General features: G+C 71.3%; 5 protein-coding genes and 1 pseudogene. 3 read left to right on the forward strand and 3 right to left on the reverse strand.

The window, feature by feature from the left end; translation table 11 throughout:
- Positions 1-210 precede the first annotated feature (210 nt).
- Together secD and secF are read left to right on the forward strand one after the other, a co-directional pair.
- Positions 211-2,203: pseudogene (gene secD, locus CWC38_RS10070) on the forward strand (protein translocase subunit SecD).
- Positions 2,200-3,234 (forward strand): protein translocase subunit SecF, encoded by a 1,035-nt coding sequence (gene secF / locus CWC38_RS10075; RefSeq protein ID WP_121846612.1) that lies wholly within the window; start codon positions 2,200-2,202, stop codon positions 3,232-3,234. The pseudogene secD and the gene secF overlap by 4 nt, the downstream one beginning before the upstream one ends.
- Positions 3,235-3,377: 143 nt before the next feature.
- Here secF and CWC38_RS12270 read toward each other — a convergent pair whose 3' ends face one another.
- Entirely contained in the window at positions 3,378-3,536 is a 159-nt protein-coding gene (locus CWC38_RS12270; RefSeq protein ID WP_206059893.1) for a hypothetical protein, read from the reverse strand.
- A gap of 166 nt (positions 3,537-3,702) precedes the next feature.
- Between CWC38_RS12270 and CWC38_RS10080 the strand changes: the two genes are divergently transcribed.
- Positions 3,703-6,015, forward strand: coding sequence for a RelA/SpoT family protein (locus CWC38_RS10080; protein ID WP_121846613.1), 2,313 nt, complete (start codon positions 3,703-3,705; stop codon positions 6,013-6,015).
- A 15-nt stretch (positions 6,016-6,030) separates the two neighbouring features.
- On the opposite strand, the gene CWC38_RS10085 is transcribed toward CWC38_RS10080, so the two are convergent.
- Both CWC38_RS10085 and CWC38_RS10090 read right to left on the reverse strand, forming a co-directional pair.
- Positions 6,031-6,648, reverse strand: coding sequence for a type IV toxin-antitoxin system AbiEi family antitoxin (locus CWC38_RS10085; protein ID WP_121846614.1), 618 nt, complete (start codon positions 6,646-6,648; stop codon positions 6,031-6,033).
- 126 nt (positions 6,649-6,774) lie between these two features.
- On the reverse strand, positions 6,775-8,088 hold the full coding sequence (locus tag CWC38_RS10090) for a DUF349 domain-containing protein (RefSeq protein WP_240625209.1): 1,314 nt from the start codon (positions 8,086-8,088) through the stop codon (positions 6,775-6,777).
- Positions 8,089-8,118: the final 30 nt, after the last annotated feature.

Consider the following 8,118-nt stretch of genomic DNA (forward strand, 5'->3'; position numbering starts at 1 on the left):
GGTACGTACGCGTCTCACCCCGGCCCCGCCGCCGACCGCCCCGCGGAGCGCACCGAGCACCGCACCTGGCGTGACGCCCGCGAGCAGGGCGAGAACGGCAACCCCACCATCTGACACCACCCCCCGCAGAGTCACGGGCCGAGGACCTCGGCCCGTTTCTCATGTGACCAGCGGCTCCCCGCGCGGTCACGGGCTTCCCGAAGGACGGCCATGGCAGCAGAGAAGAAGAGGACGGAGACGTCCGGGTCCGCCCGCGTCTCCCGTCGGCGCCGGCGGGCGACGACGCAGGGCCAGGAGCGCTCCGGGGGCACCCGGAGCAGCGCCTCCCGGAACCGGGAGTCCCGGGACCGACGCCCGCGCACTGGGGCCGCGGCAGCGGCGTCGTCGGCGCGCAGGGCCCTGCTGGCGCTCGTGGCGGTGACCGCGCTTCTGGCGGGCCTGCGTCAGCACGGACCGCACGGGCTGGGGGCCGAAACTCGCCCTGGACCTCGAGGGCGGCACCCAGATGGTCCTCTCGCCCTCTCTCCAGGGGGACAAGGCCGGTCAGGACATCACCCAGGAGCAGCTGGACCAGGCGGTGGAGATCATCCGCCAGCGCGTGGACGGCTCCGGCGTGTCCGAGGCCGAGATCACCACGCAGTCGGGGAACAACATCGTGGTCTCGATGCCCGGTGTTCCCTCCTCCGAGACCCGGGACCTGATCCAGACCTCGGCGCAGATGGCGTTCCGCCCCGTGATCGTCACCGGTCCCGGTGAGGCCACGCCCAAGGACAAGCGCACGGACCCCAAGTCCGTGCCCAAGCCCAGCGGCAAGCCCAAGGACTCCTCGGACCCGAACTGGGTGACCCCCCAGCTGCTCGCGCAGTACGAGGCCCTGGACTGCACCGCCCCGCAGCCGCAGGAGGACCGTGCGTCCCAGCCCCAGGACAAGGCCGTGGTGGCGTGCGACCCGCAGAGCAGGACCAAGTTCATCCTGGGACCCGTGGAGATCCCCGGAACCGACATCGCGGACGCCTCCTACGCCCAGGCCACCAACTCGCAGGGCAACGCCACCGGCGGTTTCGCGGGGAACCTGCAGTTCGACGGCGAGGGCACGCAGACGTTCAAGGAGCTCTCCGAGCGGCTGCACGGCTTCGGCCAGGGCGGTCAGAAGGATCCGCGCTCGCAGTTCGCGATCGTGCTGGACGGCTCCGTGGTCTCCGCGCCCACGATGAACGCGGTGATCACGGACGGCAAGGCGCAGATCACGGGCAGCTTCACGGAGGACGAGGCCAAGTTCCTGTCCCAGCAGCTGAAGTACGGGGCCCTGCCGGTGTCCTTCTCGATCGACTCCGAGCAGCAGATCTCCGCCACGCTGGGCAGCAACCAGCTGCGCATGGGCATCGTGGCCGGTCTGATCGGACTCGCCCTGGTGTGCCTCTACTCGCTCTTCCAGTACCGCTGGCTGGGGCTCGTGACCATTGCCTCCCTGGTGGTGGCCGGCGTCATCACCTGGCTCTCGATCACCCTGCTGGGCTGGAGTGCGAACTACCGGCTCTCGCTCGCGGGCGTCGCCGGTCTGGTGGTGGCCATCGGCCAGACCGCGGACTCGTTCATCGTCTACTTCGAGCGCATCCGTGACGAGATCCGCGCGGGCCGCACCATTCCCGCAGCCGTGGACCACGGCTGGCAGCGGGCGCGCCAGACGGTGCTCGCGTCCAAGGCCGTGAACCTCCTGGCCGCCGTGGTGCTGTACTTCGTGGCCGTGGGCAACGTGCGCGGCTTCGCGTTCACGCTCGGGCTGACCGCCATCGCGGACCTCATGGTCGTGTTCCTGTTCACCCACCCGGTGATGGTCCTGCTGGCGCGCACCCGCTACTTCGGCTCCGGTGCCAGGAACTCGGGGCTGGACCCCGAGGCGCTCGACGCCGTCCCGCTCTACCGCGGGGCGGGTCGGCTGCGCACACCGGAGGACTCCGACGGTCTCACGATCGCGGAACGACGCCGCCGCGCCGCCACCGCGGGCAGCGGTACCGCGGACGCGGAGGCCGTTGACGGGAAGGCCGTGACCCCGGGCGAGGCTGGCACGGAGGGTGATGAGCGCGCCGACGCGGCATCGTCGTCCCGTGCCGGGACGGCACCCGCCGGGGGACCGTCCTCCGGGAACCACACCGGCGCGGGTTCCACCGCCGCCGGAACCGACTCCGAGGAGGCCCGGCGATGAGCAACCGTTTCGCGCGATTCGGCAACGACCTGCACAGCGGGCGCCGCTCCTACCCGTTCGTCCAGAAGCGCGGCCTGTGGCTGGGGATCGCCCTCGCCCTGGTGGTCCTGTCCGTGCTGGTCCCCGTGGTCAAGGGCGGCTTCAACCTGGGCATCGACTTCACGGGCGGCTCGGAGTTCACGGTCTCGGACGTGGCGAACACGGACGTGGCCCTCGGGGAGAGAGCCGTGGCCTCGACCTCCGGTGCGGACGAGGCCACCGTCACGAACATCGCCCCGGGCACCGTGCGGGTGCAGACCCAGCAGCTGGACGACGACCAGACCCTCGCCCTGAAGAAGGAGCTGCAGAGTGCCTACGGGGTGGGCGAGGACCGGGTGACCTCCACGTTCGTGGGGCCCACGTGGGGCCAGGGCGTCACCCAGCAGGCCCTGTGGGGGCTGCTGGTCTTCGTGGCGCTGGCACTGGTGCTGATGGCGCTGTACTTCCGCACGTGGAAGATGTCCGTCTCCGCGATTGCCGCCATGCTGTTCACGATCGTCGTGACCGCCGGGGTGTACTCGCTCGTGGACTTCGAGATCACGCCGTCGGCGGTGATCGGCTTCCTGACGGTGCTGTCCTACTCGCTCTACGACTCCGTGGTGGTCTTCGACAAGGTGCGGGAGAACACGGCCGGGCTGGTGGACGGCACCGCCCCGGCGGAGCGGAAGAAGCGCACCTACGCGGAGCAGGTGAACCTCGCGGTCAACCAGACGCTGGTGCGCTCCATCAACACCTCGGTGGTGGGCATCCTGCCCGTGGGCTCCATCCTGTTCATCGGCGCGTACCTGCTGGGCGCGGGAACGCTCAAGGACCTCTCGCTCTCCCTGTTCGTGGGCATCATCGTGGGAACCCTGGCCACGCTCTTCGTGGCCGCGCCCCTGTACTCGGTGCTGCGCGACCGGGAGGCCGCGGTGCGGGAGCAGTCCCGAGAGGTGCTCGCCCGGCGCACCACGGACGCTCCGCCGGTGAGCGCGGACCCCGTGTCCGCCTGATCCCGCGGCCGCCGGTGGTGCGCGGCTCGTCCGGCGCCCGCCGGATCCGTCACCGCCGTGCGCACGACGCCGCCGGGCCCCGTCCTCCCCGCGAGGGCGGGGCCCGTGCCCGTTCGGCCTCCCGACGGCACTACACTGGTGCCTCAGCCGCGCCGAGCAGGCCAGACGACCTCGGCCAGCGCGGCAACGGTGAGGAGGCCGCGGAGCATGTCCAGCCAGTCCGAGACCCGGAGCGCCCGGAGCCCCGAGGAGTCGTCGTCCCCCGCCGACCCGCGCCCCGGGACCGCGTCTGCGTTCTCCACCCCGTCAGGTGCCGACGGCGCGCCCCGTGCCGGTCAGACCCCGGACGCCCCGTCCGCGCCCCCTGCCACCACCGCGCCGGTGCCGGGACCCCGGCACGCGACCCCGCCCGTCGGACCGTCGATCCCCTCAAGCACACCCTCCGGCAGTGGGTCCTCGAGCTACACCGTGGGCACCCACTACGTGCTGCCGGCGTCCCGCCCGGTGTTCGGGCGTGCCGTGTTCCCCGGGCGCAGTGAGCGCACCCGGTCCACGCTGTCCGTGCTCAGTGGCGAGTCGGTGCCCAGCTCGCCCGTTCTCGTCCCCCTGCTGCGCACCGTGCAGAGCACCCACCCCGAGGAGGACCTCGGCGTCCTGGAGCGCGCCTTCGCAGTGGCGGACACCCACCACGAGGGCCAGAAGCGCAAGTCCGGCGACCCCTACATCACCCACCCGGTGGCGGTGACCACGATCCTCGCGGAGCTCGGCATGACCGGGCCCACCCTGGTGGCGGGTCTGCTGCACGACACCGTGGAGGACACGTCCTACACCCTGGACGAGTTGCGTGCGGAGTTCGGGGACGAGGTGGCGCTGCTCGTGGACGGTGTGACCAAGCTGGACAAGATCCAGTACGGGGAGAACGCGCAGGCGGAGACCGTGCGCAAGATGATCGTGGCCATGGCCAAGGACATCCGCGTGCTGGTCATCAAGCTCGCGGACCGGCTGCACAACGCCCGCACGTGGCGCTTCGTCTCCTCCGAGTCCTCCGGGAAGAAGGCGCGCGAGACCCTGGAGATCTTCGCCCCGCTGGCGCACCGGCTGGGCATGAACACCATCAAGTGGGAGCTCGAGGACCTCTCCTTCGCGGCGCTCTACCCCAAGGTGTACGAGGAGATCGTGCGCATGGTGGGGGAGCGCACTCCCGAGCGGGAACGCCACCTCGCGCAGATCCGGGGGCAGATCGCGGACGCGCTGGACGACTCCGGGATCGAGGCGACCATCACGGGGCGCCCCAAGCACTACTACTCGATCTACCAGAAGATGATCGTGCGCGGGAAGGACTTCGACGAGATCCACGACCTGCAGGCGGCCCGCGTGCTCGTGAACTCGGTGCGGGAGTGCTATGCCGCCCTGGGTGTGCTGCACGCCAAGTGGCGGCCGCTGCCGGGGCGGTTCAAGGACTACATCGCCATGCCGAAGTTCAACATGTACCAGTCGCTGCACACCACGGTGATCGGTCCGAACGGGCGCCCGGTGGAGATCCAGATCCGCACGCACGAGATGCACCGCCGCGCGGAGTACGGCGTGGCCGCGCACTGGAAGTACAAGGACAAGGTCAACCAGGCGAACTCCGCCACGCCCAGGGCCAAGGAGGGGGAGTTGAACTGGCTCAGCTCCCTGGTGTCCTGGCAGGAGGAGGCCAAGGACTCCTCGGACTTCCTGGACTCCCTGAGGTACCAGATCAACACGTCCGAGGTGTACGTCTTCACACCCAAGGGTGAGGTCATGGCGCTGCCCACCGGCTCCACCCCGGTGGACTTCGCGTACGCGGTGCACACCGAGGTGGGCAACCGGACCATTGGCGCGCGTGTCAACGGCAAGCTCGCCCCGCTGTCCTCCACGCTGCAGCACGGCGACCGCGTGGAGATCCTCACGTCCAAGTCCGAGCAGGCGGCCCCCTCGCAGGACTGGCTCAAGTTCGTGGGCTCCCCCCGGGCGCGCACCAAGATCCGGCAGTGGTTCTCGAAGGAGCGCCGCGAGGAGGCCATCGAGCGGGGCAAGGAGCTGCTGACCAAGGCGCTGCGCAAGCACCACCTCCCGCTGCAGCGCACGGTCACCAGCGAGTCCCTGCTCGCCGTCGCCCAGGACTTCAACCGCGGGGACGTGGCGGCGCTCTACGAGGCGCTCGGCTCGGACGCGGTCAGCGCCCAGCAGATGGTGGAGAAGCTCCTGGAGCACCTGGGTGGAGCGGACGGCACGGAGGAGGACCTCGCGGAGACCACGCGGGTCACCCAGCCCGTGCGGGCCGGGGCCACGGACGCGGGGGTCCTGGTGCAGGGCGCCTCGGACGTGTACGTGAAGATCGCCCGCTGCTGCACACCCGTGCCGCCGGACGAGATCGTGGGCTTCGTGACGCGCGGCTCGGGGATCTCGGTGCACCGTCGGGACTGCGTGAACATGCTGGTCATCCCCGACGGCGACGACCGTGTCAAGGAGGTCTCCTGGGCGCCCACCCAGTCCTCCCTGTTCCTCGTGGAGATCCAGGTGGAGGCGCTGGACCGCAAGTCCCTGCTCTACGACGTCACGCGCGTGCTCTCCGAGAACCACGTGAACATCCTCTCGGCCCAGGTGCACACCTCCCGGGCCCGGCTGGCGATCTCCCGCTTCTCGTTCGAGATGGGGGACACCCGCTACCTGGACCACGTCCTCAACCAGGTGCGCCGCATCGACGGTGTGTACGACGTGTACCGCGTCTCGGGGCACCGTCCGGTCGGCTCCTGAGCGCGGCGCCGGGGCTCACCCCGCCAGGGCGCGGGCCAGCTTGCGCGCCCGGCCCAGCGCGGCACGGCGCCCGGGGGCCTTGCCGAGCGCCGTGAGGTCCGCCACGAGCTGCTCGGCGGTGCACGCGAGCCCCGCCCCGCCCAGCAGGGCCAGCAGGGCGGCGTCGCCGGCGGGGCCCTGGACGTGAAGGGCGAGGTCCAGGGCGGTGCGCCGCGGCGACGTGAGAGTGATCCCGTGGCGCGTCACGAGGTCCCCCGGTGCGAAACTCGTCTGGTGCAGCACGATGCCCAGCGGCACGGAGGTGGTGGTGCGCGCGGCCTTGTCCACGAGCACGGGCAGCGGTGAGGGCACGGACGCGCAGCGGTAGAACCACGCGGCGCCGAGCCTCCCCAGCACACCCCGCAGCTGCAGGTGCCCCGGGAGCGCCCGGCTCAGCACGGCGGCGCGGACCTGCTCGGAGGCGGGCTGCCAGGCGTGCACGTAGGCGTCCGGCAGCTCACGGCGCAGCACGCCGTCCGCCGCGAGGGCATGCAGCTCCGTGTGGCTGAACGGGTGGCCGGGCACGAACACCGCCACGGTGGCCTCCCGGGTGACGACGGGCGCGGGGCGCTGCACGGGCGCGAGTGAGGTCATGGACCCATCCCACCCCAGTCCGCCCCCGCAGCACAGGTGAGGACCGCGGCTGTGGAGAACGGGTGGGACGGCGAACGCCCCCGTGCCGGGGGTGCCGGCTCGGGGGCGCTGCGGAGGTGGAGCGGATCAGCCCAGCTCTGAGGCGGAGGCCTGCAGGGTGGCCAGCCACTGCTCACTCGTGGCGAGGTCCTTCTCCAGGGACACGGCCTTCTTCTCGTTGCCGGACGCGCGGGCGGCCTCGACCGCCGCGCGCTGGTCGGCGATCTTGCTCTCCAGCTGCGAGAGCATCGAGTTGGACCGCGCCTTCGTCTCGGGGTCCGTGCGGCGCCACGTGTCGTCCTCGGCCTTCTTCACGGCGTCCTCCACGGAGCGCAGCTCGTTCTCCACGCGGCGCATGTGGGCGCGCGGGACCTTGCCCGCATCCTCCCAGCGCTGCTGGATCGAGGCGAGCCGCTTCTTCGCGGTCTCCAGGTCCTTGACCGGGAGGATCGTCCTGGCCTCCGCGAGCAGCTGCTCCTTGACCTCGAGGTTGCCCTCGAACTCCTTGTCGATCTGCTCGTTGGTGGTCTTGCGGGCGTCGAAGAAGACGTCCTGCGCCGCGCGGAACCGGGCCCACAGGGCGTCGTCCTCCTTGCGGGACGCCCGCGGTGCCGCCTTCCAGCGGTCCATGAGCTCGCGGTACTTTCCGGCGGTCTCACCCCAGTCGGTGGAGGAGGACAGTGCCTCGGCCTCCGCGATCAGGGCCTCCTTGACGCGCTTGGCCTTGGCGTTCGTCTCGTCCAGGGACGAGAAGAACGCCTTGCGGTGCCGGTCGAACGTGGTGCGGGCCTTGCGGAAGCGCTTCCACAGGGCGTCCTCGTCCGTCTTGGACAGCCGACCGCCGGACTTCTGGTGCTCCTGCCACTGCGAGAACAGCTCGGCCATCCGCGCGGACGAGTGCTTCCACTGCGTCTTCTCCGGGTCCTGGCCCGCGACCTCCTCGGCGGCCTCCACGATGGCCGTGCGGTGCGCCAGCTGCTCGGCCCGGTGCTTCTTCGCGTCCTCGCGCTCGCGCTCCTGGGCCACGCGGATGGCGTCCTCCAGGGTGTCCAGGCGCGTGGAGAGGTCCACGAGGTCACCCACCATGGTGTGGGCCGCCACCTGCTCGCGCACGTGGTGCACGGTCTTGCGCATCTCCCCGGCCGGCGCCTTCGCCGCGATCCGCTGCTCGAGCAGCGCCACCTGCGCCTCGGCGTCGTCGAACTTGCGTGCGAAGTACGCGAGCGCCTCGTCCGGGGTGGCGTCCGGGAACTGGCCGCACTCGTGCTCCGTGCCCCGCACGCTCACGTACACGGTGCCGTTCTCGTCCGCACGACCGAACCGCCTGGCGCGCGCCACGGACTCGGCGGGTGCGAGAGCCGCGTGCGCGGCATCGGCGGCGGGGGGCTGGGGTGCGCGCACCGGGGCGCCCGGCGCCCCGGCACCGGGGAC

Source organism: Kocuria tytonicola, from assembly GCF_003687455.1.
Taxonomy (GTDB): Bacteria; Actinomycetota; Actinomycetes; order Actinomycetales; family Micrococcaceae; genus Kocuria; species Kocuria tytonicola.

Coding starts and splice junctions, on each gene's coding strand:
- secF (WP_121846612.1), top strand. CDS start 2,200: ATGAGCAACCGTTTCGCGCGATTCGGCAACGACCTGCACAGCGGGCGC.
- CWC38_RS10085 (WP_121846614.1), bottom strand. CDS start 6,648: ATGACCTCACTCGCGCCCGTGCAGCGCCCCGCGCCCGTCGTCACCCGG.